The organism is Streptomyces sp. NPDC000134 (genome assembly GCF_042899225.1).
In the GTDB taxonomy this organism is placed as follows: Bacteria; Actinomycetota; Actinomycetes; order Streptomycetales; family Streptomycetaceae; genus Streptomyces.
The window spans coordinates 157843-183883 of record NZ_JBIAZN010000006.1 but is presented as its reverse complement, the minus strand read 5'-3'; the positions used below and the strand labels follow the sequence as shown (position 1 = coordinate 183883).

Genomic DNA, 26041 nt, shown 5'->3' with positions numbered 1-26041 from the left:
ACCCCATGGAAGTACGGCTGTGACCTAGTCGACACCGAAGAATCAAAAAAAACTTTCCGGAAGGGGTTGTATCCGCCGCTGAGGTTTGCGAGTCTCTACGTGGCGATCGGGACGGCCCGCAACACCGGCCTCCACAGATCACCAGAACCCCTCTTCAAACCCAGGACCACGCCGGGGAAACCTGGCGGTCGGCCCTTCACTTGTTGAGGGATTCGTGAAAGCGTTCACATTCACAAGCACCCTGCACAGTCATACCAAGGAGAGGTAGCAGCCATGGACTGGCGTCACCGCGCCGTTTGCCGCGAGGAAGACCCCGAGCTCTTCTTCCCCATCGGCAACACCGGTCCTGCGCTGCTGCAGATCGAGGAAGCCAAGGCCGTCTGCCGTCGCTGCCCGGTTATGGAGCAGTGTCTGCAGTGGGCGCTCGAGTCCGGCCAGGACTCCGGCGTCTGGGGTGGTCTCAGCGAGGACGAGCGCCGTGCCATGAAGCGCCGCGCCGCCCGCAACCGGGCCCGTCAGGCCTCCGCCTGACACACCCGCCCCGCAAACAGCCTGAGGTCGGCGGCGCGTACAGCGAGTACGCATCTCCCGCCCCCCGAGCCGCAGCGCGCAGTACCCCCGATGCTCCCCGAAGCTCTTCGAGCCAGGGGTACCCCCAAGGGCAGCAGCGAGCACTGGCCCCGGATCACTGGTGATCCGGGGCTTTTTGCTGTGCTCCTCACCGCGCCGCGCGCCGGACGCGGCCCGTGACCGGCCTCACTTCCGCGCGGGCACCGGGATGTCGAGGATCACCCGGGTGCCGCGCTCGGGAGCCGGGACCATGTCGAAGGTGCCGCCCAGCTCGCCCTCGACCAGGGTGCGGACGATCTGCAGGCCCAGGTTGCCCGAGCGGTGCGGGTCGAAGCCCTCGGGCAGGCCGACGCCGTCGTCCTGGACGGTGACCAGCAGGCGGGCCTCCTTGCTGGTGCCGCCGCGGACCGCGGAGACCTCGACCGTGCCGGTGTCGCCCTCGCGGAAGCCGTGCTCCAGCGCGTTCTGCAGGATCTCGGTCAGGACCATCGACAGCGGGGTGGCGACCTCGGCGTCCAGGATGCCGAAGCGGCCGGTGCGCCGGCCGGTGACCTTGCCCGGCGAGATCTCGGCGACCATCGCCAGGACCCGGTCGGCGATCTCGTCGAACTCCACCCGCTCGTCCAGGTTCTGGGACAGCGTCTCGTGCACGATGGCGATCGACCCCACCCGGCGCACGGCCTCCTCCAGTGCCTCCCGGCCCCGCTCGGAGCCGATCCGGCGGGCCTGCAGGCGGAGCAGCGCGGCCACCGTCTGGAGGTTGTTCTTCACCCGGTGGTGGATCTCCCGGATGGTGGCGTCCTTGGTGATCAGCTCACGTTCCCGGCGGCGCAGTTCCGTGACGTCCCGGAGCAGCACCAGCGAACCGATGCGGGTGCCCTTGGGTTTGAGCGGGATGGCGCGGAACTGGATCACGCCGTCGTTGGCCTCGATCTCGAACTCGCGCGGCGCCCAGCCGCTGGCCACCTTGGCGAGCGCCTCGTCCACCGGGCCGCGGGACGGGGCGAGTTCGGCGGTGGTCCGGCCCAGGTGATGCCCGACCAGGTCGGCCGCGAGCCCCATCCGGTGGTACGCCGACAGCGCGTTCGGCGAGGCGTACTGGACGATGCCGTCGCCGTCGACCCTGATCAGGCCGTCGCCGACGCGCGGCGAGGCGTCCATGTCGACCTGCTGGTTCTCGAACGGGAAGGAACCGGCGGCGATCATCTGGGCGAGGTCCGAGGCGCTCTGGAGATACGTCAGCTCCAGACGGCTCGGGGTGCGCACGGTGAGCAGGTTGGTGTTGCGGGCGATGACCCCGAGGACGCGTCCGTGCCGCCGTACCGGGATCGACTCGACGCGGACCGGGACCTCCTCGCGCCACTCCGGGTCGCCCTCGCGCACGATCCGGCCCTCGTCCAGGGCCGCGTCCAGCATGGGGCGCCGGCCGCGCGGGACGAGATGGCCGACCATGTCGTCCTGGTACGAGGTGGGGCCGGTGTTCGGCCGCATCTGGGCGACCGAGACGTACCGGGTGCCGTCCCGGGTGGGCACCCACAGGACCAGGTCGGCGAAGGAGAGGTCGGAGAGGAGCTGCCACTCCGAGACCAGCAGGTGGAGCCACTCGAGGTCGGAGTCGTCCAGGGCGGTGTGCTGGCGCACGAGTTCGTTCATGGAGGGCACGGGGTGAGCGTACCCGCCGGTTCGGACACCGATCGGAACCGGCCGGACCGGGCCGCTCACGGGCCTGCTTCCCGGGCCCGGGAACACCCGCGGGCCGCGGCGCTGAGAGGGACCCTCAACCCTCCCGGCACCGCAGCCCGGAGCAATATTCGGCCGTGGGGTGTGCGGTCCCGGTCGGCCGAAGGTCGAGGAGCCGGGGCAGTCAGGGCAGAGAGCCCGGTTCCTCGGTCCGCCCTCCTGTGCGGGGAAGGCGGAAGCCTGACGTGAGGTGCTCGGCGTTCGATCGAATCACCCGTGGCCATTGTGGACTAGACCACTAGCGGTGTCCATGCGGCGGACGCGTCCGTTCTTGTCACCTTCCGCCGACTGCTCGGACGTCCGAACACTCATCAGCAGAGTAACCCTGTTGGCTCAGGAGCGGGGCCAGACGGACAGCGCAATTTCGGCGAGCGCCTCCAGGTCCGCCCGGCTCGCGCCGTCGCGCGCCTGCTGGGACATGCCCTGGATCATCGCGCCGGTGTGCCGGGCCAGGGCTGCGGCGTCGGTGTCCGCCGGCAGGACGCCCGCGGCGATGTCGGCCCGGATGCGGCTCTCGAACGCGGCGATGTTGGCGTTGCGCCGCTCGCGCAGGGACTCCTCGACCTCGGGGGTGGAGCAGTTGATGGCCGCGTGGACGACGAGGCAGCCGTGCGGGCGGCCGGGGGCCGTGTACTCGACGGCGGCCTGGCGCAGGGTGCGCTCCACGGCCGCGCGGGCGGTGGGTTCCTCGGCGAGGGCGCGGTCGGTGAAGGAGCCGTAGCGGCTGCCGTACTCCGCGACGACCTCCTCGAACAGCGAGCGCTTGTCGCCGAAGGCCGCGTAGAGGCTGGGGGCGCCGATGTCCATGACGCGGGTGAGGTCGGAGACGGACGTGGCCTCGTAGCCGTGTTCCCAGAAGGCCATCAGCGCCTTCTCCAGGGCGGTGGCGCGGTCGAAGGAGCGGGGGCGGCCTCGGCCGCGACCGGGTGCGGTTGCCATGGGTGGATTTTATAGCGGGTACTAGAGAAATGGCGCCGGAGTGTTGTACGGTCTTTTCTGTAGCGACCACTAGAAATTTGGAGGGGGCGGCGGCATGGGCGTACTCACGGGCAGGACGGCGCTGGTCACGGGGGCGAGCCGGGGCATCGGGCGAGGGATCGCCGAGCGGCTGGGACGGGACGGCGCCCGGGTCGCGGTGCACTACGGCAGGAGCGACGCGGCGGCGAAGGAGACGGTCGCCGCGATCGAGGAGGCGGGCGGCTCGGCGTTCGCCATCGGGGTGGAGCTGGGCCGGCCGGGGGACGCCGAGGCGCTGTGGGCGGAGTTCGACCGGCACGCGGACGGGCTCGACATCCTGGTGAACAACGCGGGGATCGGCAGCAGCCGGCCGATCACGGAGATAGCGGAAGAGGAGTACGACCGGGTCTTCGCGGTGAACGTGCGGGCGCCCTTCTTCCTCGTCCGGCACGGCATACGGCGGCTGCGCGACGGCGGGCGGATCATCAACATCTCCTCGGGGCTCGCCCGCACCGCCGTGATGCCGGACAACATCGCGTACGCGATGACCAAGGGCGCGCTGGACGTCTTCTCCCGCGATCTGTCCAAGGTGCTGGGCGCGCGGGGCATCACGGTGAACTCGGTGGCGCCCGGGATCGTCGACACGGACAACACGGCCGCGATGCTGCACGGCAGCGAGGACGGCTGGGCGAAGGCGGCGGCGTTCTCGGCGCTCGGCGGGGTGGGCAGTCCGGCGGAGGTGGCCGACGTGGTGGCCTTCCTGGCCTCGGACGCCGGCCGGTGGGTCACGGGGAGCTGGGTGGACGCGACGGGGGGTTCGCTGACGTAGGCCGGGGGGACGGGGACCGGCCCGTCGGCGGACCCGGGGCAGGTCCGCCGACGGGTGCGGTGGCGGCCTGCCGGGGGGCCGGGGAACCTGGGAGGGAAGGCGCCGCTCTGTTAGATTGGTCTAAACCACAGAGCCCTTCCGGGGTGTTCTCCAGTCCCCTCTTCAGAACGGCAGGCCAGCGTGGAAGTTGTCATCGTTCCGGACGCCAGGGCGGGCGGCGAGCTGATCGCCGAGGCCATGGCGGAGCTGCTCAGGCGCAAGCCCGACGCCCTGCTCGGGGTGGCCACCGGCTCGACGCCGCTGCCCGTGTACGAGGCCCTGGCGGGCAAGGTGCGCGCCGGTGCCGTGGACGCCTCGCGGGCACGGATAGCCCAGCTCGACGAGTACGTGGGGCTCCCGGCGGAGCACCCGGAGTCGTACCGGTCGGTGCTGCGGCGGGAGGTGCTGGAGCCGCTCGGCCTCGGGATGGACGCGTTCATGGGGCCCGACGGCACGGCCGCCGACGTCCAGGCCGCGTGCGAGGCGTACGACCGGGCGCTGGCCGGGGCCGGCGGGGTGGACCTGCAGTTGCTGGGCATCGGGACCGACGGGCACATCGGTTTCAACGAGCCGTGTTCCTCGCTGGCCTCGCGGACCCGGATCAAGACGCTGACCGAGCAGACGCGGGTGGACAACGCGCGCTTCTTCGACGGTGACATCGAGCAGGTCCCGCACCACGTGATCACGCAGGGCATCGGCACGATCCTGGAGGCCCGGCACCTGGTGCTGCTCGCCACCGGCGAGGGCAAGGCGGACGCGGTCGCCGCGACGGTGGAGGGACCGGTCGCCGCGGTGTGCCCCGCCTCGGCACTGCAGCTCCACCCGCACGCCACCGTGGTCGTCGACGAGCCCGCCGCGTCCAAGCTGAAGCTCGCCGACTATTTCCGGCACACGTACGCCGACAAGCCGGACTGGCAGGGGATCTAGCCCAACCCGGAACAGGGCGAAGGCGCCGGTCCCCGCGGGGACCGGCGCCTTTGTCGTACCCGCGAGCGGGCCCACCGGCCGGGGCGGGGGGGGACCGCGCCGTCGGCCGCGTGCACCGGCCGGGGCCGGTCGGCCATGCTCCGGTGCGGGGTGGGCCGGCCCCGTAGGCGCGGCCCACCCCGGTGTGAGGCGGGCCGACCCCGTAGGCGCCGCCCACCCCGGGTTGAGGTGGGCCGACCCCGTAGGCGCGGCCCACCCCGGTGTGAGGTGGGCCGACCCCGTAGGCGCCGCCCGCCCCGGTGTGAGGCGGGTCGGCCCGTAGGCGCGGCCCGTTCGCACATCGGCCGGTGTGGGCTACGCCCCGCCCGTGAGCGCTTCCGCCGCCGCCTGGCCGCAGACCCGGGCGGCGCCGTGAGTGGCCAGGTGGAGGGCGCCGCGGGGCGGGGCCTGGGGGATGCCCATCTCGACCACGACGGTGTCGGGGCGGGCGGCCAGCAGGGTGTCGAGGGCGGAGGCCATCCAGGGGTGGCGGTGTTCGTCGCGGACGACGGCCACCACGCGGCGGTCACCGGCCGCCCGCAGTGCCTCGGCGCCGGCGTCGGGGCCGGAGAAGCTGCCGGTCCCGGTGCCGGGGAGGCGGCGGAGGAGTTCGGCGGCGACGCCCCAGGGGGTCTCGTTGCCGACGGCGATGTTGGGAGCGGGGGTGAGGGAGGCGACGTAGGGGGGTTCGGTGAGCGGGGTGAAGCCGGCCGCGCCGGTGATCCGCAGGGCGCGGCGGGCGGCGCGCAGGCCGACCTCCTCGTCGGCGGCGAGCGCGCGGCCCGCGGCGGCGGTGGCCGACGTCCAGCGGGCCAGGGCGCGGACGCGCTCGGCGGCGTCGGCGAGGCGTTCCTCGGGCAGTTCGCCGGAGCGGACGGCGGCGACCAGGGCGTCGCGCAGTCGGCGGACGGTCTCCTCGTCGGAGAGGCCGCCGCCCACGCAGATGGCGTCGGCGCCGGCCGCGATGGCCAGGACGCTGCCGTGTTCGATGCCGTAGGTGCCGGCGATGGCCCGCATCTCGATGCCGTCGGTGACGATCAGGCCGTCGTAGCCCAGTTCGCCGCGGAGGAGTTCGGTGAGGACCCGCCGGGAGAGGGTGCCGGGGTGGTCCGGGTCCAGGGCCGGGGCCAGGATGTGGGCGCTCATCACCGCCCGGGTGCCGGCCTCGATCGCCGCGCGGAAGGGCACGAGGTCGCGCTCGGCCAGCACCGAGGCCGCGGCGTCGATGCGGGGCACCGCGTGGTGGGAGTCGACGGCGGTGTCGCCGTGGCCGGGGAAGTGCTTGGTGCAGGCGGCCACGCCCGCCGACTGCAGTCCGGTGACGTAGGCGGCGGTGTGCCGGGCGACCAGGGCGGGGTCGGAGCCGAAGGACCGGACGCCGATCACCGGGTTGTCGGGGTTGGCGTTGACGTCGGCGGACGGGGCCCAGTCGAGGTTCACCCCGCAGGCGGCGAGCCGGCGGCCCAGTTCGGCGGCGACGCCCCGGGTCAGTTCCGCGTCGTCCACCGCGCCGAGCGCGTGGTTGCCGGGGAAGGAGGAGCCGGTGCGCACCTCCAGGCGGGTGACGTCGCCGCCCTCCTCGTCGATGGCGACCAGGATGTCGTCGCGTTCGGCGCGCAGCTTGGCGGTGAGGGCGGCGACCTGCTCGGCGGAGGTGACGTTCCGGCCGAACAGGGCGACGGCGGCGAGGCCCTCGCCGAGGCGGCGCAGCAGCCAGTCGGGGGCGGTGGTGCCGGTGAAGCCGGGCTGGAGGACCGTCAGCGCGTTGCGGGTGAGGGTGTCGGTGCCACTGGTGAGTGTCGTCATCGGGTCGGCGTCATCCCTTCACGGCGCCGGAGGTGAGGCCGGCGGCCATCTTCTTCTGGACGATCATGAAGAAGGCGACCACCGGTATCGCGATCAGCGTGGAGGCGGCCATCAGGGCGCCGTAGTCCGTGCCGCGGGAGGTGGTGAAGTTCATGAGCCAGACGTTGAGCGTGTACTTGTCGTTGTCCTGGAGCACGATGTAGGCCAGCAGGTACTCGTTCCAGGCGTTGATGAGCGAGAAGATCGACGCGGCGGCGAGGCCGGGCGCGAGCAGCGGGAAGACCACCCGCCAGAAGGCGCCCATCCGGGAGCAGCCGTCGACCATCGCGGCCTCCTCCAGCTCCAGCGGGATGTTCACGACGAAGCCGCGGATCATCCAGGTGGCGAACGGCAGCGTGGAGACCAGGTAGATGACGATGACGCCCCAGTACTCGTTGATCGCGCCCAGGTCGTTCAACTGGATGTAGAGGGGAATGAGCATCGCGGTGGGCGGCAGCAACTGCACCACCAGCAGCACGATCATGAAGACCTTGCGGCCGGCGAAGCGGAACCGGCCGATGGCGAAGGCGGCGATGGTGGAGAGCACCATCGCGCCGACGACGGCGGTCACGCAGATGATCAGACTGGACTGGATGGCGGTGCCGAAGTTCGGCGCGTCGATCGCCCGGCGGAAGTTGTCGAAGGTGAGGGAGGTCGGCCAGAGCTTCTGGTCGTAGGAGCGGATCTCGGCGTTGGTCCGCAGGGAGCTGACGACCAGCCAGTAGACCGGGAAGGCCATCACGACGAAGGCGACGAGTCCCACGGCGTTGTAGAAGTGCCGGCTGCGCTTCTTGCGGTCGGGCCGGTAGGGGGACGCCGGGGCGCGGGTGGCGGTCGTGTCACTCACTCGACCTCTCCGATCTTGAGCAACTGGCGCAGGTAGTAGACGGCCACGCCGGACAGGAGCAGCACGGTGATCAGCGCGATGGCGGCGCCCTGGCTGAAGGAGTTGGACTCGAACGCCTTCTCGTAGGAGTAGAGGCCGAGCAGGTTGTACTCGGGCTCGGGCTTGTTGCCGCGCATCAGGAAGACCTGACCGAAGACGTTGAAGTCCCAGATCACCGAGAGCGTGGCCACCATCTGGAAGACCGGCTTGATGACCGGCCAGGTGACGTAGCGGAAGACGCCGGTGCGTCCGGCGCCGTCGAGTTCGGCGGCCTCCTCCAGTTCGGCCGGTACCTGGGTGAGCGCCGCGTACAGGGTGACGGCGACGAAGGGCACCGCGCCCCACACCACCACCGCGCCGATCATGAAGAAGCCCTGCTTGGGGTCGAGCCACCAGTTGTGGCCCTGGTAGTCCATGCCGAAGTACTTGGACAGCACCATGTTGGCGACGCCGTAGTCGGAGTCGGCGAACCAGCGGAAGATCGAGGTGGCGACCAGCAGCGGCAGCGACCAGGCCGCGATCAGCGCGCCGGTCAGCAGCAGCCGTACCGCCTTGGTCATGCGCTGCATGGAGTGGGCGAGGAAGAGGCCGATGGCCATGGTGGCGACCACGCACACGACCATGAAGAGCACGGTCCGCCACAGGACGTCGTAGAACTCGCCGTCGCCGAGGATGTTGGTGAACTGCTCGAAGCCGACCCACTCGGCGGCCTCGCCGGTCCACAGTTCCCGCCGGCCCACGTCCTGGAAGGACATGATGACGGTCTTGATCAGCGGCCAGACGAACACCGCGGCGAGTGCCACGACCGCCGGGGCGATCAGCAGGTAGGGCAGCAGGGGCCCGTTCGTCCACCGGGTCCTGCGGGGCGCGGACGGTGCCGGGCCGTCACTGGGACGCGCCCGCGGGCCGGACACCTCCGGTTCGGCTGATTTGATGTCGGCGGCACTCACTGTGCTGGCCTTCCGTTCGAAGGGTCTGCATCGGATCGGTGGCCGGCGCACCGCCAGGGGGCCGGCAACCCGACCGGCCTTGCCCGGCCGGAGGGCCGGGCAAGGCACCGGAGGTCAACGAGGGTGGGGCGCCTGGATCAGGCGGTCTCGTTGATCAGGGAGTTGATCTCCGCGTCCGCCGCCTTGGTGGCGTCGGCGACCGACTTGCCCTTGAGGATGTCGAGCAGCATCGTCTCCAGGGTCTCCTTCTTCTCGATCGCGGCCCAGCCGGGGGCGATCGGCGTGAACCACGCGTCGGGGACCGCGTTGGCGATCGGGGCCGTGGCCGGCTTGGACTTCAGCGGCTCCAACTGCTTGGTGTTGTTGGGCAGGATGTCCTTGGCGGCGAGCGCGGCCTCGGACTTCTCGCTGGTGAACATCGAGATCCAGTCCTGCGCCAGGTCCTGGTTGTCGGACTTGGAGATGGTGGCCAGGTCGGAGCCGCCGATGAAGGAGGGCAGCGCCTTGCCGTTCGGGCCGGGCATGCCCGCGACCGCGATCTTGTCCTTCAGCTTGGCGTTGCCGTTCGCCTTGGAGTCGACGACGCTGCCGGCCTCCCAGCCGTTGCCGTAGAGCAGGGCCGCCTTCTCGTTGGCCATGACGTTGGCGTGGTCCTGCTCGTCCTTGGTCTGGTCGCCGTGGTTGTACTTCTTGACCAGGTCGACGAAGTGCTGGATGCCCTGCTGCGCCTCGGGCGTGGACAGCGCGGCCTTCCACTCCTTGGCGCCCTCGTCGTAGGTGGCGATCTGGCCGCCGTACGCGGCGACGTAGGACATGGCGGCGTACCAGTAACGGCCCGGCAGGTACAGCGAGGAGAAGGCGTTGTCCTTCTTGTACTTGGCCTGCACCTTGTCGAGCGCCTTGAGGAGGTCGTCCTCGGTGGTGGGCAACTGGTCGGAGCCGGTGCCGGCCTTGAACATGTCCTTGTTGTAGATGGCGACCCGGGCACCGGCGTAGTACGGGACGCAGTAGAGCTTGCCCTCGTAGGAACAGGTGTCCTTCAGACCCTTGATCCAGGTGTCCGAGTTGTCGTACTTCTTCTCGTCGATCTCGCCGAGGGCACCGTTGAGGATGTACGTCATCGTCTCGGTGTTGCCCAGCTCGACCACGTCGGGGAACTTGTCCCCGGACAGCGCGGCGTCCAGCTTCTTGGTCTTGTCGGCCCACTGCTGGTACTGCACGTTGACCTTGACGCCGGGGTACTTCTTGTTGAAGTCGGCGTTGGCCTGCTTGACCAGCTCCGGCCAACTGCTCTGGGCGTCGACCATCAGCCAGACGGTCAGTTCGCCCTTGCGGTCCTTCGGGTCCTGCCCGGACGCGCCGTCGTCGGAGCCCCCGCACGCCGCGATGGAGAACATCATGCCCGCGACACCGATCGCGGATATCAGCTTGCGCTTCACGCCACCCTCCTCAGGGATGCCACAAACCCCCCTGCCTCCCCGCGGTAACTCGCAGACACGTGACCGCCCTTGGGGCCGGGACCTGGACCAATGGTGTAGACCAGTACGGGGAGCCTGGCCCAGACCAATAAGGCTGTCAAGGGTGTGAAAGCACGCTCCCGGGCTCCGTGATGCGACCGAGATATGCAGGGACCTTTCATTCCGCAAGCGGCAGAACGGGCGGTCGCCGGCGGACGTACCACCGGCCCGCGCGGGCGCCCGCGGAGGGTACCCGCACCCGCGTACCACCGGAGCCGTACGGCGCGGTGGACTAGACCAACGGGGGGCGCGGAGGTATACAGAGGGGATCACGGAGCGTGCGGGCACACCCCGCGCGCCGCCGTGCCACGATGTGAGCCGTGGCCGATAGCGGATGTCGGTCGCTTCGGCACCCGGAGCCGGGAAGGCAGAGCATGAGCACCGACGTCAGCAGTGCGGAGAACGAGGGTGGGGCGACCGTCCGTACCGCGCGCGTGCCCAAGTACTACCGTCTGAAGAAGCATCTGCTCGACATGACGCGGACCCAGGCGCCGGGCACCCCGGTGCCGCCCGAGCGCACCCTGGCCGCCGAGTTCGACACCTCTCGCACCACCGTGCGCCAGGCCCTGCAGGAACTGGTCGTCGAGGGCCGCCTGGAGCGCATCCAGGGCAAGGGCACCTTCGTGGCCAAGCCCAAGGTCTCCCAGGCGCTGCAGTTGACCTCGTACACCGAGGACATGCGCGCCCAGGGCCTGGAACCCACCTCGCAGCTCCTGGACATCGGCTACATCACCGCCGACGACCGGCTCGCCGGGCTGCTCGACATCACCGCCGGCGGCCGGGTGCTGCGCATCGAGCGGCTGCGCATGGCCAACGGGGAGCCGATGGCCATCGAGACCACCCACCTGAGCGCCAAGCGCTTCCCCGCCCTGCGCCGCAGCCTCGTCAAGTACACGTCCCTCTACACCGCCCTCGCCGAGGTGTACGACGTCCATCTCGCCGAGGCCGAGGAGACCATCGAGACCTCGCTGGCCACCCCGCGCGAGGCCGGGCTGCTCGGCACCGACGTGGGGCTGCCGATGCTGATGCTCTCCCGGCACTCCCGGGACCGGAACGCCCAGCCGGTGGAGTGGGTGCGCTCGGTGTACCGGGGCGACCGCTACAAGTTCGTGGCCCGGCTCAAGCGCCCCCAGGACTGACCGCCCCCGGGCCCGGACCCGGCGGACAGCAGCGGACGGGCGTCCACGGACCCCTCGGCGCCATCGGCCACCTCTCACGGCCCGGAGGCCGGTCCGCACGAGGGTCCTCGCCGCCGCTGGACGGCGGGCCGGTCGCCGCGGGCCGATATGCGGACGGGGTCTTCCGCTGTCGTGTCACCGTCACCTAGATTGCCGCGCATCGCAGAGGTGATCACCTAGGGGACGGAGCCGCAGCCATGTCACAAGCCCCGGAAGCGAGCGGGGGGCCGGTGGTGACGCCGGTGCGCGTCGTCATCGGCGTCTGCCTGATCGCACCGTTCGTCGCCATGCTGTGGGTCGGCTCGTACGCGAAGACCGACCCGGCGTTCATCGGCATCCCGTTCTTCTACTGGTACCAGATGGCCTGGGTGCTGATCTCCACCGCGCTGACCATGATCGCGTACAAGCTGTGGCAGCGTGACCAGCGCGCCCGCAAGGGGGGTGCGGGCAAATGAACGAGGGCGTGAACGGCGTCGCGCTCGCCGTCTTCATCTTCTTCTTCCTGATCGTCACCGCGATGGGCTTCCTGGCCGCCCGCTGGCGCCGGGCCGAGAACGAGCAGAGCCTGGACGAATGGGGCCTGGGCGGCCGCTCGTTCGGCACCTGGATCACCTGGTTCCTGCTGGGCGGCGACCTTTATACGGCGTACACCTTCGTCGCCGTCCCGGCGGCCGTCTACGCGGCCGGCGCATCCGGCTTCTTCGCGGTGCCGTACACGATCCTGGTGTACCCGCTGATCTTCACCTTCCTGCCCCGGCTGTGGTCGGTCTCGCACAAGCACGGGTACGTGACCACCTCCGACTTCGTGCGCGGCCGGTTCGGCTCGAAGGGCCTGTCGCTGGCGGTCGCCGTCACCGGCATCCTCGCGACGATGCCGTACATCGCGCTCCAGCTCGTCGGCATCCAGGCCGTGCTGGACGTGATGGGCGTGGGCGGCGGGGAGGACACCAACTGGTTCGTCAAGGACCTGCCGCTGCTGATCGCCTTCGGCGTGCTGGCCGCGTACACCTACTCCTCGGGGCTGCGGGCGCCCGCGCTGATCGCGTTCGTGAAGGACACGCTGATCTACCTGGTGATCGCGGTCGCGATCATCTACATCCCGATCAAGCTGGGCGGCTTCGACGACATCTTCGCCGCGGCCGGGGAGAAGTTCGAGGCGGCGGGCGCCGGCGGGGTGACACCGGCCCCCGGCGGCCAGTGGACGTACGCCACGCTGGCCCTCGGCTCCGCGCTGGCCCTGTTCATGTACCCGCACTCGATCACCGCGACGCTCTCCTCGCGCAGCCGTGAGGTGATCCGCCGCAACACCACGATCCTGCCTTTGTACTCGCTGATGCTGGGCCTGCTGGCGCTGCTGGGCTTCATGGCGATCGCGGCCGGGGTGAAGGTGCAGAACGGGCAGTTGGCCATCCCGCAGTTGTTCGAGGACATGTTCCCGGACTGGTTCGCGGGCGTGGCGTTCGCGGCGATCGGGATCGGCGCGCTGGTCCCGGCGGCCATCATGTCCATCGCGGCGGCGAACCTCTTCACCCGCAACATCTACAAGGACTTCATCAGGCCCGACGCCACCCCGGAGCAGGAGACCAAGGTCTCCAAGCTGGTGTCGCTGCTGGTCAAGGTCGGTGCGCTGATCTTCGTCCTCGGCATGGACAAGACGGTCGCGATCAACTTCCAGTTGCTCGGCGGCATCTGGATTCTGCAGACCTTCCCGGCGCTGGTCGGCGGCCTGTTCACCCGCTGGTTCCACCGCTGGGCGCTGCTCGGCGGCTGGGCGGTCGGCATGGTCTACGGCACGGTCGCCGCGTACGGCGTGGCCTCGCCGACGCAGAAGCACTTCGGCGGCTCCTCGAAGGAGATCCCCGGCATCGGCGAGATCGGCTACATCGGCCTCACCGCCTTCGTCCTGAACGTCCTGGTGACGGTCGTCCTCACCGTCGTCCTGCGGGCCGCGAAGGCCCCCGACGGCATCGACGAGACCAGCCCCGCCGACTACACGGCCGACGCGGGCGACCCGGGCGTCCAGGTCGAACTCCCGCCGGCGACCGCGGGTTCCGGCCACTGAGAGGCGTCCCGAAGGGGCGCACGCACCCGTCACGGGCCGCCGGGGACCACGCGTCCCGGCGGCCCGTCGCCGTCTCCCCGCCCGCCCGAGCGCCTCCCCCGCCAGTCGCTCCGGCACGGAGTTGCAAGGGGGTTCAGGAACTGACCAGCTTCTTCGAGCGGCGTGCCCCGGCGTACCGGGTGGCGGTGGCGGTCGAGGGCTCCGTCGGCCTCGACGCGGACTTCTGGGCCCGCGCGATCTCGCGGTCGATCCGCCGTTCGCGGACCAGGCCGACCACCGAGGGCAGGACCATCACGACGAAGAGTCCGAGGGTCACGAGCATTCCGATCAGGGCTTCTGTCTGTTCTCCGGTCATGCACACCACTGTCCCGCCGGTCACTCCTTACCGTGAGCGGCAGGACTGCCGTAAGACCTCGAATTCCTGCCACTTACGAGGCACACTGGCGGTATGTTGCGAAACGTGGCGGCGGTACTGCTGGGCGGGGTGCATCCCTTCGAACTCGGCGTGATCTGCGAGGTGTTCGGCACCGACCGCAGCGACGACGGCCTGCCGGTGTACGACTTCACGGTGGTCTCCGCGGAGGGCCCGTCCCTGGCCACCCATGTCGGCGGCCTGACGGTCTGCACGCCGTACGGCCTGGACAGGCTGGAGGAGGCCGATCTGATCGCCGTCCCGGCGGGCGCCGACTACTCCCGCCGGAAGTATCCGCCGGAGCTGCTCGACGCCCTGCGCCGGGCGGTCGACCGGGGCACCCGGGTGCTCAGCGTGTGCTCCGGGGTCTTCGTGCTGGGCGCCGCCGGTCTGCTGGACGGGCGGCGCTGCGCGGTGCACTGGCACCACACCGCCGAGCTGTCCCGGCAGTTCCCCCGGGCCACCGTCGAACCGGACGTGCTCTACGTCGACGAGGACCCGGTGATCACCTCGGCCGGCACCGCCGCCGGGATCGACGCCTGTCTGCACCTGGTCCGCAAGGAACAGGGGCCCGAGGTCGCCAATGGCATCGCCCGGCGCATGGTCGTCCCCCCGCACCGGGACGGCGGGCAGGCGCAGTACATCGAGCGGCCGCTGCCGCGCTCCTCCTGCGACACCGTCGGCGAGGTGCTGGCCTGGATGGAGCGCAACCTCGACCAGGAGGTCACCGTCGAGCAGTTGGCCGCCCGCGCCCATCTCGCCCCGCGCACCTTCGCCCGCCGCTTCCAGCAGGAGACGGGGACGACGCCCTACCGCTGGCTGCTGCGCCAGCGGGTGCTGTTCGCCCAGCATCTGCTGGAGGCGACGGACGAGACGATGGACACCATCGCCTGGCGGGCCGGGTTCGGCACGGCGGCGGCGCTGCGCCACCAGTTCGTCCGGGCCCTGGGCGTCACGCCGAACGCCTACCGCCGCACGTTCAGGGGCCCGCAGGCCGCCTGAACGCGCGGCGGGTTCCGGGTCAGCGCGGCAGGGCCCGCACCTTCAGCCCCCGGGGCCGCAGCGTGATGCCGATCCGGGGCCGGGGGTCCGAGCCGGGCGCCTGCTCGAAGCGGTAGGCGGTGGCCAGCACGGCCGTGATCAGGGTGAGTTCGGCCATCGAGAAGTGGTCGCTGGGACACTTGCGGTTGCCCTCGCCGAACGGGGCCATGGCGTGCTTGGGGACCTCCCCGCCGCGTCCGGGCAGCCACCGGTCGGGGTCGAACTCCCCGTGCCGGTCGAACGAGCGCCGGTCGCGCTGGACGGCGTACGGACTGTAGATGACGTCCGCGCCGGCCGGGATGCGGTATCCGCCCAGCTCGGTGTCGGCCACCGTGCGCCGCGTCAGTACCCACACCGCGGGATGCAGCCGCATTGTCTCCACGACCACATTCGCGGTGTACGTCAGCTTCCGGACGTCCTCGAATGCGACGGGCCGGTCCCCCACCGCCTTTTCCACCTCGGCGCGGATCTTGTCGCCGAGTTCCGGATGCTCGGTGAGGACCAGGAGCAACGACATGATCACGGACCCGACGGTTTCGCTGCCGGGTGTGAGGATCGCGATGACCTGGTCGTGGATCTCCTGTTCCCCGATGGGCTCGCCATTCTCGTCCTTCGCGTCCAGCAATGCCGTCAGCAGATCATCCGGTTTCTGCCCGCCGGCCCGCCGGTCGGCGACGATCTCGTCGACCAGGAGGTGCAGATCGGCCAGCGCCCGGTCGAATTCCCGATTGCTCGGCACGGGGATGCGGTAAAGCGGCCCGAGGGGCACGACCATGCGCTGGTACATACCGCTGAACAGCGTGGTGAGATCGGCGCAGATCCGCTCGGCGTGGGCGTCCATGCAGCCGCCCCGCATCAGACAGCGCGCGGAGATCCGCACGGCCGCGCGGAAGGACTCGGTGGTGACGTCGAGGACCTCCCCGGTGCTCCAGCGGTCCACCAGCGCGTACGCCTCCTCCGCCATGATCGGCCCGTACGCGGGGATCGCGTCGAGCCGGAACGCGGGCTGGATGGTGCGCCGCTGGCGCCGGTGCAGCGGGCCGTTGGCGGTGGCCACTCCCTCCTTGCCGAGCAGGCTCTCCAGGGACTCCCAGAGCGGGCCGGCGATGATGTAGTCGGGGCTGAGTGCCAGCGCGCCGGTCAGGTGCGGGGCGGTGACGGCGTACAGCGTCTTCGGGCCCAGCCTCAGGCGGACCACGTCGCCGTGGTCGCGCAGCCGGGTCAGGAAGGCGAGCGGGTCGCGGGCCAGTCTCCAGCCGTGGCCGAGGAGCGGCACGGCGCCGCCCGCGACGGGCGGCTCACGCAGTTCGGCACCGGCCGCGGTGGCAGGTCCGGCGGACTCGACGGTCATTTCTCACCTGGCCGCTTCGTTGTCGACGTACGGGGGCGTGGACCGGTCGTCCCAACTGTCGACCATGTAACGGCCGGACTCGTGGTGGAACCAGTAGACGGAACTGAACCAGTTCCGCATGTTCCCCACACAGGCACGCACGGTGGCACCGAGTTCCTTTCCGCGCACGGTGCCGTCGTCGAGTTCGCCGGCGAACCGCAGCGCTTCCCGTTCGGCGGCCATGAATTCGGTGACGCATCGCTCGATCCGCCGCCGCATTTCCGCGATCGCCTCCTCCAGGGTCATTCTCTCGTGCGTGATGAGACTGATGCCGAGATTGTGGACCTCGTCGCCCGCTATTTCCTTCGGCAGTGAGCACAGGTCGTTGTACCAGGCGGCGAATTCCTGGCTCAGCAGCGCGGCCCGCCGATAGGCCGGGTGCCTGCGCACCCGGTCGGGGAGTTCGCGGCCCGCGCTCGGTTCCAGCAGATCGGTCCAGATCCGGTGCCCGAAGGTGAGGCGGCGCAGCGCGAGGTATTCCTCGACGCCCGGCACCACACCGTGCGCGCGGTTGCGGAACTCCCGGTCGTACGCCTCGATCACCGCGTGGAAGTGCCGGGCGAACCGGGCGTTCCAGGTGGCCGGCAGGAAGGCGTACAGCCGCAGCACACTGTCGGCGAACCCGGCGACCAGCGGGTCCTCGTGGCGCAGATGGGCCCGGGGCGCCTCCACAGCCCGGTGCAGTCTGCCCCGCAACCGCCGCCAGGCGGCGGTCCGGCCGTGCACGATGTCCCGGTCGTGCCGGTCGTCCCAGACGAAGAACCAGGCGCTGAAGTCCGCTACGGCCTGGAGGACCTCGTCGGGAGCGCCCAGGTAGTACCCGGCCATGAGGTCCGTGTAGCACAGGCCGTCGGCATATTCCTCCACCTGGTCGGCCGGCATGAGCCGTTTTTCCAGCAGCCAGGCGCGGGTCTTCTCCTGAAGCTTTGGCCAATACTCATGGAGCCTCCGGGGAAAGGCCGCTTCGACCACTGGAAGGGCGAGCGACGGTGGAACAGCGATCGCGGTCGGTGTCGATGTGCTGCCGTGTGAGAAACGCACGAACGAACCCCTCTCAGCCGCCGAGGACGCACGCCCCTTGCGCTGTGCCGGACGTGCGCCGTTGCGTATCTCCGCACTTCCCATTCAGCACCACAACTGACCGTTCTGGGAACGGAACTGCTTTATTGACTACCCCGAGGTGCCGGGAACCTCCTGTTGTGTGGCGGCTTTCCGGGGGAACACGCGCGAACGGCGCCTGATCCGGGCGGTGTTGCCGGACCGGCGCCGTGCGCGGGGGGTGTCGTGGGGCGGGAGGTCAGTCGTTCGGGACGACGGGGTAGCGCGGCTCGTTCTCGGCCATCTGCCGCAGCGCGTCCTTGCGTTCCCGCTTGGAGAGCCGGTCGATGTAGAGGTACCCGTACAGGTGATCGGTCTCGTGCTGCAGACACCGGGCGAAGTAGCCGGTGCCCCGCACCTTGACCGGGTTGCCCTTCTCGTCCTGCCCGGTGACCTCGGCGTAGTCGGGGCGGGCCAGCGGCGCGTACGCGGTCGGCACGGACAGGCAGCCCTCGTTGCTGTCGTCGAGGCGGCGCGACTCGGCGGGCAGCTCGACCAGCTCGGGGTTGCAGACCACGCCGACGTGCCGGACGCCCTCGTCGTCGGGGCAGTCGTAGACGAAGACCTTCAGGTCGACACCGATCTGGTTGGCGGCCAGGCCCACGCCCTCGGCGGTGCGCTGGCTGGCGAACATGTCCGCGACGAGCTGCTGGAGTTCCTCGCCGAAGTCGGTGACGTCCTTGCACTCCTTGTGCAGCACCGGGTTCCCGACCACCGTGATCGGCCGCGAGGTGCCGCGCTCGCGCCAGTCGGCCTCGCGCTGCTCGCAGTCCTCCGTGTCGATGACGTAACCCTCGTCGTCCACGGGGAGCACGCCCTCGTGCTGGTGATCGGTGTCCTGCTGCGCCATGACGGACGTACGCCTTCCTGAATGAAACCGGGTCTCCTGCTCGATACAGGTTACGGGGAACGAGCCCCGTCAGGGGCGCGGGGAACCGCGCGGACGACCACGACGAACCCGCGGGCTAACAGACTTCCTCGAGATCCCGCCAGTCCCGGGAATCCGGACTGTCCGCGACCCACCCGTCCAGCAGCCCCCGGACCAGCGAAGCGGGCGCGGCCACCCCGCACTCCCGCTCCGGCACCCACAACTGCCCGTCCGTGCGGTGCCCCAGCGGCCCCGGGTGCCCCGGCTCGCTGTGGTCGTGCGGGTCGAGATGCTCCCCGTCGCCCTCGTCGGCCGGCATCCGCGACTCCGAGCACATCCGGCACAGCAGCCGCACGGACGACGACCAGTCCTCCGCCGCGAACCCGGCGTCCGCGGCGAGCTGCTCCAGCGCGTCCCGGTCGGACTCGGTCGCCGCCTCCAGCAGCACCACCCAGGTCGGCACGGGCGAGGGCGCCCACAGCTCGATCTCGTCGAAGACGGGGTAGGCGTGCCCGGCGGCGGTGGTCCGCTCGCCGTGCGGGACGCCGTCGTGCAGGACCACCTCGCCCCAGCGCCGCCCGGAGGACGGCAGCGGGATGGACAGCACCTCGATCCGGGCGGGGTCGAGCCGCCGCCCCCACACCACCTCGGCCTCGCCCTCGGGGGAGAGCCGGACGGCCGCGCTGCCCAGGTGCATGCCGAGCGGCTCGCCGGAGTCGGTGGCGTCCCCGGGCATCCGCAGCCCGTACGCCTGCCAGGCGCGGCGGGCCAGCGGCCAGTCCTGGAGGGCGGTGGCGGCGATGCCGACGTTCCACCAGTCGGGCGCCCCGGCGTCCCGGTCGAGCAGCGCGACGGCCCTGAGCCCCGCCGTGCGGGCCTGCTCCCAGTCGTGCCGGAACTTGTGCAGCAGGGCCAGGTTGAACCACGACTCCGACAGCCACGGCTCCAGATCGGCGGCCCTCGTCAGCAGTGCCCCCGCGTCCTCGTACCGGCCGTCGCCGATCAGCGTGAACGCCCGGTCCGTGGCCTGCCGCCAGGAGGCGGAGGGCCGGTGCCGTCCCTTGCCGAAGATCCTCACGATTCCCGCCTGCCAGTTCCGTTCTGTGGGCTGGCTGTGCCTTCCCGCGCCCCCGGACACCCTCTCCTGCGCATCAAACCACGTACGGCCGGAAGGGCGCTCATTACCCATGGGTTACCCAACCGGGGGGGAGCTAAGGCAGCCTCGGGCGAGTACCCGGGCCAGTGATTCCACGACCTCGGGAGCGTAGTCGCCGCCGGTGGCCAGGCGCAGGTGCTCCAGGGCCGCGAGACCCCCGCCGGGGCCGGCGTCCCGGGACTTCTCGTCGTAGGCGTTGACGGCGCGGACGATCCGCGCGGCCAGCGGCTGCTCCGGGCAGGGATCGGCCTGCCGCTCCACCACCACCGCCACCTCGGCGTCCACCCCGGTCTGGCGGACCACGGCGCCGCCGAGCAGGGCGATCCGCCGCTGCTCGGCCGGGGGCAGCCCGGCGGTGGCCCCGCCGGGGACCGGGTCGACCAGGCTGAGCTGCCCGATGTCGTGCATCAGCGCCGCGTACTCCAGGACGGCCAGCCCGCGCCCGGTGAGCCCGAGGTCGCGGCCGACGGCGGTGCCGAGGGCGGCGACGCGGTGGGCGTGGCCGGGCGGGGTGCAGCCCGCGATCTCGGTGGCGCGGGCGAGGGAGGCGATGGTCTGGCGGTAGGTGGCGCGGACGGCGGCGTAGCGGCGGTGGGAGAGCTGGGTGAGCAGCAGCGGCACCGAGAAGACGGGCAGCGCCCACAGGCCGACGACGGCGACCGCGAGCGCCATCACCGCGCCGGTCGCGCAGACGGCGGAGGTGACGCCGACCATGCCGCGCAGCTCCTCCCGGAGCAGCGGTGCGAACGGCCAGTCGGTGCGCACGTGCACGGATGCCGCGGCGAGCACGGCGTCGCACAGCGCGGTCAGCGCGCAGAGCGCGAGCAGCAGCAGGGCGTGCACGGGCCCGGCCCAGGCGTGCACGACGCCCTGCTGGGCGAGCGGCTGGAAGCAGACGGCGGCGAAGCCGACGGTGAGCACCCGCCGGGCCAGGTGGTCCGCGGTGCCGCACCGCCCGCGTGCGATGTGCGGGACGCTGCCCGCCAGCGTGGCCGCGAGCACCACGGCGACGGTCTGGGCGACGCCGTGCTGCGCGGGGTGCCCGGCCACCTCGCCGAGCAGCGCGTACGCCAGTGCCCCGGCGGCACCGAGCGGCGCGGTTTCCCGGACGTCGGCGGCGGGGCGGCGCAGCAGCTCGCCGAGGACGACCAGCGCCCCGAGGGCGAGCACGGCGGGACGGTCCGCGAGCCCGGTGCGCAGCACGGAGCCGACGCAGACCAGGCCGCCCAGCCCGGCACAGCCGTACGTGACGGCCGGCACGACGCCCGGCGCCCGCACCCGCGAGGCCGGCACCGCCGCCGTCGTCACCGCGCCCTCCGCCCGGCACCGCCCCGGGGGCCTGCCGCGGGGTCGCGGCGGCCCGGCTCGGCGCGGTGGCCGGGGTCGACGCGGTCAGCGCGGGCAGCTCGGTCGGCGCGGGAAGCTCGGTCGGCGCCGTCAGCGCGGTCAGCGCGGTCAGCACGGTCGGCACGGTCGGCACGGTCAGCGCGGTCAGCGCGGTCAGCGCGGTCAGCGCAGTCGGCGCGGTCAGCGCGGTCGGCACGGGCAGCGCGGTCGGCGCCGTCAACGCCGTCGGCACGGGCAACGCCGTCGGCACGGTCAGCGCCGTGGGCGCCGTCGGCGCAGTCGGCGTGCTGCCCGGAGTCGGCAGGCTCGGCGGGGCGGCGGGTGCCGGGGCCCCGCGCCGGGGCGTCGGCGGTGACCGCCGGGTGCCAGCCGCACCGGCCCAGCGCGCGGACCAGCGCGCCGACCATGCGCGGGTCGAACTGGGCGCCCGCGCACCGCTGGAGTTCGGCGAGCGCGGCGGCGACGGGCCGGGCCCGGCGGTAGGAGCGGGTGGACGTCATCGCGTCGAAGGCGTCGGCGACCGCGACGACCCGCGCGGACTCCGGGATCTGGCAGCCGGCCAGCCCGTAGGGGTAGCCGCTGCCGTCGAGGCGCTCGTGGTGGTGGAGCACGGCGGCTCGGGCCTCGCCGAGGAACCGGATGCCGCGGACCATCTCGTGCCCGTACTCGGGGTGCAGTTCGATCACCCGGCGTTCCTCGGGGGTGAGGGGTCCGTCCTTGCGCAGCAGCCGGGTGGGGACGCCGAGCTTGCCGACGTCGTGCAGGATGCCGGCGAAGCGGAGGGTCTCCACGCGTTCGTCGTCCATGCCGAGTTCGCGGGCGATCAGCATCGAGGCGTGGCCGACCCGCTCGCTGTGGCCGCGCGTGTAGCCGTCCTTGATGTCGACGGCCTGCACCAGCGCCCGGATGGTCGCCTGGTGCGCGGCCCGCTCCCGGTGGTACTGGGCGAACGCCCACCACGCGGCGTACATCGGCGGCAGCACCAGCAGGGCGGCGACGGGACCGTAGGGGCTGCGCCACAGGACGGCCATCATCAGCCCGGCGAGTCCGTGCACGGCGACCGGGGCGAGCGACCGGGCGAACAGCCCGCGCCAGACCCGGCAGGGTCCGGGGCCGGTGGCGGGCCGCCCCCTGGCCGCCCGCAGGACGCCCGCGTCCAGCGCGGTCAGCACCAGGCAGAACGCGGCCACGCCGGCGCCGGCCGGCAGCAGCGCGTACGGGAAGTCACCGGTGGCCACCGCGGCCCGGCCGCCCAGGCCGCAGTGGGCGCGGGCGGCGGCCCAGGCGGCGAGCGAGAGCTGTACGGCCCGCAGGCCCCGCCGCAGCGGGGAGGGCCGTGACCCGGCCGGGGCGACGAACGCCCCGGGCAGCGGTACGAGCGCGGCGGCGGGCGGCGGCAGCAGGAAGGCCCCGGCGAGCAGCAGGGGGTAGCAGGTCCCGACGGACCGCGACCGTGAGACGTGCTCGCCGCCGGCGTACAGCCCGGCCAGCAGCACGACCGCCCACCAGAGGGTGAGCATCGCCTCCATGAGCCCCCTCCCCGGCCACCTGTCCGGCTTCGGAGCCTAGGCCGGTGCGCGGGGGAGGCGCGGGCGGACGGCCCGCATTAGCACGTTCGGGTGATGTCAGCTTTCCTGGCGCGTGCCGGGCGAGGCCGTGACGTCGTGGTCGGGCACGGCCTCCCCGGAACGGATCAGCTCGATCCGCCCCATCACCTTGGAGCGCAGGTCACCGGGCACGTCGTCCTGGCCGCAGCACCGCTTGACCAGCTTCTTCACGGCCTGCTCCAGGCCGTACTTCTCCAGGCACGGCGAGCACTCCTCGAAGTGCGTCTCGAACTTCGAGCACTCCGCGTCGGGCATCTCCCGGTCGAGGAACTCGTAGAGATGACCGAGGATCTCGCTGCAATCCGTCTCGTGCGGCTCTCCGCAGCTCATGACCCCGAGCCTTTCGCTTCGTTCGACTCTCCGGCGCCGGCCGGGACCAGACCGCGGTCGCGGGCGTAGTCCTCCAGCATGCCGCGCAGTTGGCGGCGCCCACGGTGCAGCCGCGACATCACGGTCCCGATGGGTGTCCCCATGATGTCCGCGATCTCCTTGTAGGCAAAGCCCTCGACATCCGCCAGGTACACGGCGATGCGGAATTCCTCGGGGATGGCCTGGAGGGCCTGCTTCACGTCCGAGTCGGGCAGGTGGTCCAGCGCCTGGGACTCCGCGGAGCGCAGGCCCGTGGACATGTGCGACTCGGCGCGCGCCAACTGCCAGTCCTCGATCTCCTCGGCCGCGCTGCGCTGGGGTTCGCGCTGCTTCTTGCGGTACGAGTTGATGAAGGTGTTGGTGAGGATGCGGTAGAGCCACGCCTTGAGGTTGGTGCCCTCGCGGAACTGGTGGAAGGACGCGTACGCCTTGGCGTACGTCTCCTGCACCAGGTCCTCGGCGTCGGCCGGGTTGCGCGTCATGCGCAGCGCGGCCGAGTACATCTGGTCGAGGAACTCGAGCGCGTCCCGCTCGAAGCGCGCGCTGCGCTCCGCCGTCGATTCCGCGCCCGTGCCGACCGGGCCCTCGGGCTGCTCCGCCTGGCCGTTTTCGGTCCCTGCGTCGGTACCGGTGACCGGACCCACCTCCTCCAAAGCCGTCATGGGACCGAACCCGGCCCCACTCGAATCGGAGGATAGACGACTTCCCGGTCCGCCCGCCGCCCCAATAGGGGTGGTCTTCGCCGCGTGCAGCACCGTCCACTCCAGGTCGGGGCGGCTGCTTCGGCTCGGGCAGAAGGTGGAACCCATGCGGCGGACTTCCTTCCCTACGGCTTCGGTACTGGGGCCCCAGCACGTACGAACCGCACAACAGCGGCCGGGCGCCGGTCATTCCCTGGAGTTCACTCCAGTGACCCGGCCCACCCGGCGACCGCGCCGGTCAGCACCGCGAGGGCCTCGTCCTGGCCGACGGGGGCGCGCTTGGGGACGGCGAAGCCGTGGTCGCCGTGGGCCACCTCGACCAGGCGGTGGGGGCCCGCGGGGAACTCCCCGGGGCGGCCGAAGGGGTCGTTGCCGCCCTGGACGACGAGGGTGGGGACGCCGGTGCCGAGCAGCTCGGCGGCGCGGGACTTCTCGGGCCGGCCCGGCGGGTGCAGCGGGAAGCTGAGGGCGAGGACGGCACGGGCGCCCAGCTCGGCGGCGGTGCGGCAGGCCACCCGGGCACCGGCGCTGCGTCCGCCGGAGATGACCGGCAGGCCGGGGGCGGCCAGCGCGGGCCAGACGCCCCGCCATCCGGCGTCCAGGGTCTTGGGCGCGGGCGCGAGCTTCTTGCCGGCCACCCGCCAGGGCTGCTCGACGAGGGCGACGGTGACGCCGTGGGCGGGCAGGGCGCGGGCCAGCGCCTGGAGGTCGCGGGCCTCGACGCCGCCGCCGGCGCCGTGGCCCAGGGCCAGGACGTACCGGGCGCGGCCGGCCCGGTACCAGGTGACACGGGCGGGGCCGGCCTCGGTCCCGACGGTCTCGGTGGTCTCTGTGCTCACGTCAGAAGAGTGTGCCCTCCACCGGGCCCTCCAGCTCCTCGAGCAGCTCCGGGCCGTTGTTGCGGACGTTGCTGACGGCGGTGGTGACCGGGTAGGCGCGCATCAGCCCGGCGGGCGGCGGGGCGAGCAGCGGGCGCAGGTCGTCCGGGTCGGTGCGGGCCGGGTCGAGCCAGGCGTCCCAGCGGTCCGGGGTGAGCATCAGGGGCATCCGGGGGTGGATCTCGGCCAGTGAGCGGGGGCCGTCCTCGGGCGCCGCCGCCAGCGGCGTCGTCTCGGCCTCCGTGGTGATCACCGAGCAGGTCGCCCACCAGGCCAGCGGGTGGTCTTCGGGCAGCGTCCGGTCCCGCCAGAACTCGTACAGCCCGGCCATCGCGAACACCGAGCCGTCGGCCGGTGTGACGAAGTACGGCTGCTTGCGGGGCCTCTTCTTGCGGCCCTCGACCTCCAGGTCCCGCTCCTGCCTGCCGGTGACCCACTCGTAGTAGCCGTCGGCGGGCAGCAGGCAGCGCCGGGCGGTGAAGGGGCGGCGGAAGGAGGGCTTCTCGTGCACGGTCTCCGCGCGGGCGTTGATCATCCGGGCGGCGCCCTCGGGCGTCTTGGACCAGGACGGGACCAGGCCCCACTTCAGCTTCCGCAGTTGGCGAACCGGCTCCGGGCCGGCGGCGTCCTTGAGAGGACGGTCCAGGACGGCGTACACCTCCTTGGTGGGGGCCACGTTGTAGTCGGGCTCCAGGGTCTCCTCCGGCTCCCACTTCTCGATCTCGAAGATTCCCGCGAGATCCTCGGGTCGTCGACTCGCCGCATACCGTCCGCACATACGTGCCACACTGCCAGGCCCGCCCGTCTCCCGGCCACCACCCCTCGACGGGCCGCCTCGCGCCACTCCCTTCGACCGCGTCAACGAGGAGCCCGCACCGACCATGGACCGCCTCGCCTCCGCCTCGCTCAGCTCGCTCTGGGACGAGATCTCCGGCACCCAGCCCGACCCCGACCTGTGGGTGGTGGTCGCCACCCTGGTCGCCGCGCTCGCGGTGGTGGTGCCGCGACCGCCGTGGCGGATAGCGCGCAACGCCATCACCATCGCCCACGAGGGCGGCCACGGGCTGGTGGCGCTGGTCACCGGGCGCACGCTGACCGGCATCACCCTGCACTCGGACACCAGCGGCCTGACCGTCAGCCGGGGCAAGCCGCACGGCCTGGGCATGATCCTCACCGCCGTCGCCGGCTACACCGCTCCCCCGCTGCTGGGCCTCGGCGGCGCGGCGCTGCTGGCGACCGGGCGGATCACGCTGCTGCTGTGGCTGGCGACCGCGCTGCTGCTGGCCCTGCTGGTGATGATCCGCAACGCGTACGGGGCGCTGACCGTGTTCCTGACCGGCGGCACGTTCGTGCTGGTCTCCTGGTTCGCGGGGGCCCAGGTGCAGGCGGCGTTCGCGTACGCGGCGGTGTGGTTCCTGCTGCTGGGCGGGGTGCGCCCGGCGTTCGAACTCCAGGCGAAGCGGGCCCGGGGCGGGGCCGGCGACTCGGACGCGGACCAACTGGCGCGGCTGACGCACGCGCCGGCGGGGGTGTGGTTCTTCCTCTTCCACGCGGTCTCGCTGTGCTCGCTGATCGGTGGTGGGCGCTGGCTGCTCCAGGTGTGAACGGGACATGTGGCACATCACCACTCCAAGC

General features: G+C 71.8%; 24 protein-coding genes and 1 pseudogene. 8 read left to right on the top strand and 17 right to left on the bottom strand.

Going from position 1 to position 26041, the window contains the following annotated elements; genetic code table 11:
• The first annotated feature begins 273 nt into the window (after positions 1 to 273).
• Complete coding sequence (locus ACFY32_RS11495; protein WP_003973730.1) at positions 274 to 531, top strand: WhiB family transcriptional regulator; 258 nt, start codon at positions 274 to 276, stop codon at positions 529 to 531.
• Positions 532 to 756: 225 nt separating this feature from the next.
• Here ACFY32_RS11495 and ACFY32_RS11490 read toward each other — a convergent pair whose 3' ends face one another.
• Positions 757 to 2223, bottom strand: coding sequence for a PAS domain-containing sensor histidine kinase (locus tag ACFY32_RS11490; protein ID WP_359196470.1), 1467 nt, complete (start codon positions 2221 to 2223; stop codon positions 757 to 759).
• Between the two features lie 420 nt (positions 2224 to 2643).
• Positions 2644 to 3249, bottom strand: coding sequence for a TetR/AcrR family transcriptional regulator (locus ACFY32_RS11485; protein WP_390673991.1), 606 nt, complete (start codon positions 3247 to 3249; stop codon positions 2644 to 2646).
• A gap of 94 nt (positions 3250 to 3343) precedes the next feature.
• On the opposite strand from ACFY32_RS11485, the gene ACFY32_RS11480 reads away from it, so the two are divergent.
• Both ACFY32_RS11480 and nagB read left to right on the top strand, forming a co-directional pair.
• Positions 3344 to 4096 carry an SDR family oxidoreductase gene (locus ACFY32_RS11480; RefSeq protein WP_359196012.1) on the top strand — a complete coding sequence of 251 codons (753 nt, stop codon included), beginning with the start codon at positions 3344 to 3346 and terminating at the stop codon, positions 4094 to 4096.
• Between the two features lie 180 nt (positions 4097 to 4276).
• On the top strand, positions 4277 to 5062 hold the full coding sequence (gene nagB, locus ACFY32_RS11475) for a glucosamine-6-phosphate deaminase (RefSeq protein WP_359196009.1): 786 nt from the start codon (positions 4277 to 4279) through the stop codon (positions 5060 to 5062).
• Positions 5063 to 5416: 354 nt separating this feature from the next.
• On the opposite strand, the gene ACFY32_RS11470 is transcribed toward nagB, so the two are convergent.
• From ACFY32_RS11470 to ACFY32_RS11455, 4 genes are all read right to left on the bottom strand, one after another.
• A complete protein-coding gene (locus ACFY32_RS11470; protein WP_359196494.1) occupies positions 5417 to 6907 on the bottom strand; it encodes a glycoside hydrolase family 3 protein in 1491 nt (496 codons plus the stop codon).
• Positions 6908 to 6917: 10 nt separating this feature from the next.
• Complete coding sequence (locus ACFY32_RS11465; RefSeq protein ID WP_359196497.1) at positions 6918 to 7793, bottom strand: carbohydrate ABC transporter permease; 876 nt, start codon at positions 7791 to 7793, stop codon at positions 6918 to 6920.
• Positions 7790 to 8782, bottom strand: coding sequence for a sugar ABC transporter permease (locus ACFY32_RS11460; protein ID WP_359196500.1), 993 nt, complete (start codon positions 8780 to 8782; stop codon positions 7790 to 7792). The genes ACFY32_RS11465 and ACFY32_RS11460 overlap by 4 nt, the downstream gene beginning before the upstream one ends.
• Before the next feature lie 137 nt (positions 8783 to 8919).
• On the bottom strand, positions 8920 to 10221 hold the full coding sequence (locus tag ACFY32_RS11455; RefSeq protein WP_390673990.1) for a sugar ABC transporter substrate-binding protein: 1302 nt from the start codon (positions 10219 to 10221) through the stop codon (positions 8920 to 8922).
• 452 nt (positions 10222 to 10673) lie between these two features.
• Between ACFY32_RS11455 and ACFY32_RS11450 the strand changes: the two genes are divergently transcribed.
• From ACFY32_RS11450 to mctP, 3 genes are all read left to right on the top strand, one after another.
• Positions 10674 to 11438, top strand: a complete 765-nt coding sequence (locus ACFY32_RS11450) for a GntR family transcriptional regulator (protein ID WP_359196506.1) — start codon at positions 10674 to 10676, stop codon at positions 11436 to 11438.
• 236 nt (positions 11439 to 11674) lie between these two features.
• On the top strand, positions 11675 to 11932 hold the full coding sequence (locus ACFY32_RS11445) for a DUF3311 domain-containing protein (RefSeq protein ID WP_359196509.1): 258 nt from the start codon (positions 11675 to 11677) through the stop codon (positions 11930 to 11932).
• The gene (gene mctP / locus ACFY32_RS11440; protein ID WP_390673989.1) at positions 11929 to 13539 is read left to right on the top strand and encodes a monocarboxylate uptake permease MctP; all 1611 of its coding nucleotides are present in this window, start codon (positions 11929 to 11931) and stop codon (positions 13537 to 13539) included. Before ACFY32_RS11445 ends, mctP begins: the two co-directional genes overlap by 4 nt.
• A 133-nt stretch (positions 13540 to 13672) precedes the next feature.
• Here the strand turns inward: mctP and ACFY32_RS11435 are convergent, their stop codons facing one another.
• Positions 13673 to 13894 (bottom strand): hypothetical protein, encoded by a 222-nt coding sequence (locus ACFY32_RS11435; protein WP_359196515.1) that lies wholly within the window; start codon positions 13892 to 13894, stop codon positions 13673 to 13675.
• Positions 13895 to 13987: 93 nt separating this feature from the next.
• Here ACFY32_RS11435 and ACFY32_RS11430 point away from each other — a divergent pair, with 93 nt between their 5' ends.
• Positions 13988 to 14953 carry a helix-turn-helix domain-containing protein gene (locus ACFY32_RS11430; protein ID WP_359196518.1) on the top strand — a complete coding sequence of 322 codons (966 nt, stop codon included), beginning with the start codon at positions 13988 to 13990 and terminating at the stop codon, positions 14951 to 14953.
• 19 nt (positions 14954 to 14972) lie between these two features.
• Here the strand turns inward: ACFY32_RS11430 and ACFY32_RS11425 are convergent, their stop codons facing one another.
• From ACFY32_RS11425 to ACFY32_RS11380, 10 genes and pseudogenes are all read right to left on the bottom strand, one after another.
• Positions 14973 to 16343 carry a cytochrome P450 gene (locus ACFY32_RS11425; RefSeq protein ID WP_359196521.1) on the bottom strand — a complete coding sequence of 457 codons (1371 nt, stop codon included), beginning with the start codon at positions 16341 to 16343 and terminating at the stop codon, positions 14973 to 14975.
• A 3-nt stretch (positions 16344 to 16346) separates the two neighbouring features.
• Positions 16347 to 17423: an epi-isozizaene synthase gene (gene cyc1, locus ACFY32_RS11420; protein ID WP_359196523.1), complete on the bottom strand. Its 1077-nt coding sequence runs from the start codon at positions 17421 to 17423 to the stop codon at positions 16347 to 16349.
• A 256-nt stretch (positions 17424 to 17679) separates the two neighbouring features.
• Positions 17680 to 18330 (bottom strand): peptide deformylase, encoded by a 651-nt coding sequence (def, locus tag ACFY32_RS11415; RefSeq protein ID WP_390673988.1) that lies wholly within the window; start codon positions 18328 to 18330, stop codon positions 17680 to 17682.
• 115 nt (positions 18331 to 18445) lie between these two features.
• Positions 18446 to 19426, bottom strand: a complete 981-nt coding sequence (locus ACFY32_RS11410; protein WP_359196529.1) for a hypothetical protein — start codon at positions 19424 to 19426, stop codon at positions 18446 to 18448.
• Between the two features lie 114 nt (positions 19427 to 19540).
• Positions 19541 to 20734 (bottom strand): metal-dependent phosphohydrolase, encoded by a 1194-nt coding sequence (locus ACFY32_RS11405; protein ID WP_390674055.1) that lies wholly within the window; start codon positions 20732 to 20734, stop codon positions 19541 to 19543.
• A 416-nt stretch (positions 20735 to 21150) separates the two neighbouring features.
• Positions 21151 to 22365 (bottom strand): annotated as a pseudogene (locus ACFY32_RS11400) (HD-GYP domain-containing protein); the annotation flags it as partial.
• Between the two features lie 111 nt (positions 22366 to 22476).
• The gene (rsrA, locus tag ACFY32_RS11395) at positions 22477 to 22788 is read right to left on the bottom strand and encodes a mycothiol system anti-sigma-R factor (RefSeq protein WP_359196532.1); all 312 of its coding nucleotides are present in this window, start codon (positions 22786 to 22788) and stop codon (positions 22477 to 22479) included.
• On the bottom strand, positions 22785 to 23471 hold the full coding sequence (gene sigR / locus ACFY32_RS11390) for an RNA polymerase sigma factor SigR (RefSeq protein ID WP_359196921.1): 687 nt from the start codon (positions 23469 to 23471) through the stop codon (positions 22785 to 22787). The genes rsrA and sigR overlap by 4 nt, the downstream gene beginning before the upstream one ends.
• 257 nt (positions 23472 to 23728) lie before the next feature.
• A complete protein-coding gene (locus tag ACFY32_RS11385; RefSeq protein ID WP_359196535.1) occupies positions 23729 to 24367 on the bottom strand; it encodes an alpha/beta family hydrolase in 639 nt (212 codons plus the stop codon).
• Between the two features lies 1 nt (position 24368).
• Positions 24369 to 25184 (bottom strand): SOS response-associated peptidase, encoded by an 816-nt coding sequence (locus tag ACFY32_RS11380; protein ID WP_359196538.1) that lies wholly within the window; start codon positions 25182 to 25184, stop codon positions 24369 to 24371.
• A 103-nt stretch (positions 25185 to 25287) separates the two neighbouring features.
• Here ACFY32_RS11380 and ACFY32_RS11375 point away from each other — a divergent pair, with 103 nt between their 5' ends.
• The gene (locus tag ACFY32_RS11375; RefSeq protein WP_359196541.1) at positions 25288 to 26010 is read left to right on the top strand and encodes a M50 family metallopeptidase; all 723 of its coding nucleotides are present in this window, start codon (positions 25288 to 25290) and stop codon (positions 26008 to 26010) included.
• The last annotated feature ends 31 nt before the right edge of the window (positions 26011 to 26041 follow it).

Excerpts from the sequence above, each read along its gene's own strand:
- mctP (WP_390673989.1), top strand. The coding sequence starts at position 11,929 with ATGAACGAGGGCGTGAACGGCGTCGCGCTCGCCGTCTTCATCTTCTTC.
- ACFY32_RS11485 (WP_390673991.1), bottom strand. The coding sequence starts at position 3,249 with ATGGCAACCGCACCCGGTCGCGGCCGAGGCCGCCCCCGCTCCTTCGAC.
- ACFY32_RS11425 (WP_359196521.1), bottom strand. The coding sequence starts at position 16,343 with ATGACCGTCGAGTCCGCCGGACCTGCCACCGCGGCCGGTGCCGAACTG.
- ACFY32_RS11375 (WP_359196541.1), top strand. The coding sequence starts at position 25,288 with ATGGACCGCCTCGCCTCCGCCTCGCTCAGCTCGCTCTGGGACGAGATC.
- ACFY32_RS11495 (WP_003973730.1), top strand. The coding sequence starts at position 274 with ATGGACTGGCGTCACCGCGCCGTTTGCCGCGAGGAAGACCCCGAGCTC.
- ACFY32_RS11435 (WP_359196515.1), bottom strand. The coding sequence starts at position 13,894 with ATGACCGGAGAACAGACAGAAGCCCTGATCGGAATGCTCGTGACCCTC.
- ACFY32_RS11480 (WP_359196012.1), top strand. The coding sequence starts at position 3,344 with ATGGGCGTACTCACGGGCAGGACGGCGCTGGTCACGGGGGCGAGCCGG.
- ACFY32_RS11490 (WP_359196470.1), bottom strand. The coding sequence starts at position 2,223 with ATGAACGAACTCGTGCGCCAGCACACCGCCCTGGACGACTCCGACCTC.
- ACFY32_RS11380 (WP_359196538.1), bottom strand. The coding sequence starts at position 25,184 with ATGTGCGGACGGTATGCGGCGAGTCGACGACCCGAGGATCTCGCGGGA.
- def (WP_390673988.1), bottom strand. The coding sequence starts at position 18,330 with ATGGCGCAGCAGGACACCGATCACCAGCACGAGGGCGTGCTCCCCGTG.
- rsrA (WP_359196532.1), bottom strand. The coding sequence starts at position 22,788 with ATGAGCTGCGGAGAGCCGCACGAGACGGATTGCAGCGAGATCCTCGGT.
- ACFY32_RS11430 (WP_359196518.1), top strand. The coding sequence starts at position 13,988 with ATGTTGCGAAACGTGGCGGCGGTACTGCTGGGCGGGGTGCATCCCTTC.
- ACFY32_RS11445 (WP_359196509.1), top strand. The coding sequence starts at position 11,675 with ATGTCACAAGCCCCGGAAGCGAGCGGGGGGCCGGTGGTGACGCCGGTG.
- ACFY32_RS11450 (WP_359196506.1), top strand. The coding sequence starts at position 10,674 with ATGAGCACCGACGTCAGCAGTGCGGAGAACGAGGGTGGGGCGACCGTC.
- ACFY32_RS11470 (WP_359196494.1), bottom strand. The coding sequence starts at position 6,907 with ATGACGACACTCACCAGTGGCACCGACACCCTCACCCGCAACGCGCTG.